Source organism: Flavobacterium sp. LMO6 (assembly GCF_009495795.1).
In the GTDB taxonomy this organism is placed as follows: Bacteria; Bacteroidota; Bacteroidia; order Flavobacteriales; family Flavobacteriaceae; genus Flavobacterium.
This window is the reverse complement of the sequence record NZ_WIBH01000093.1, coordinates 1-261: the sequence shown is the minus strand read 5'-3', so window position 1 is coordinate 261 and position 261 is coordinate 1. Positions and strand designations below refer to the sequence as shown.

Sequence of the window (261 nt, the reverse complement as noted above, 5' to 3'; positions counted from 1 at the left end):
CAGTTCCACCAGGTGGAGCCCAAGAATAAGTATATCCAGCCGTTCCACCAGAAACAGTAACTGTAGCTGAACCATTAGATCCTGAGTTACAAGATACATTGGTTTGTGAAGCTGGAGTTACTACAAGTGCAGTAGGCTCTGTAATTGTAAAACTTTGCGTAGCTGTACAAGAATTCGCATCCGTAACAGTTACAGTATAAGTACCCGCTGATAGTCCCGAAGCGGTTGCAGCAGTTCCACCAGATGGAGCCCAAGAATAAG

1 protein-coding gene is annotated in these 261 nt (G+C 45.2%); it reads right to left on the bottom strand.

Annotated features, from left to right (window positions below; translation table 11 throughout):
* A partial coding sequence (locus GFJ99_RS14005; RefSeq protein WP_203228806.1) for a SprB repeat-containing protein occupies positions 1 to 261 on the bottom strand: 261 nt, incomplete at both ends.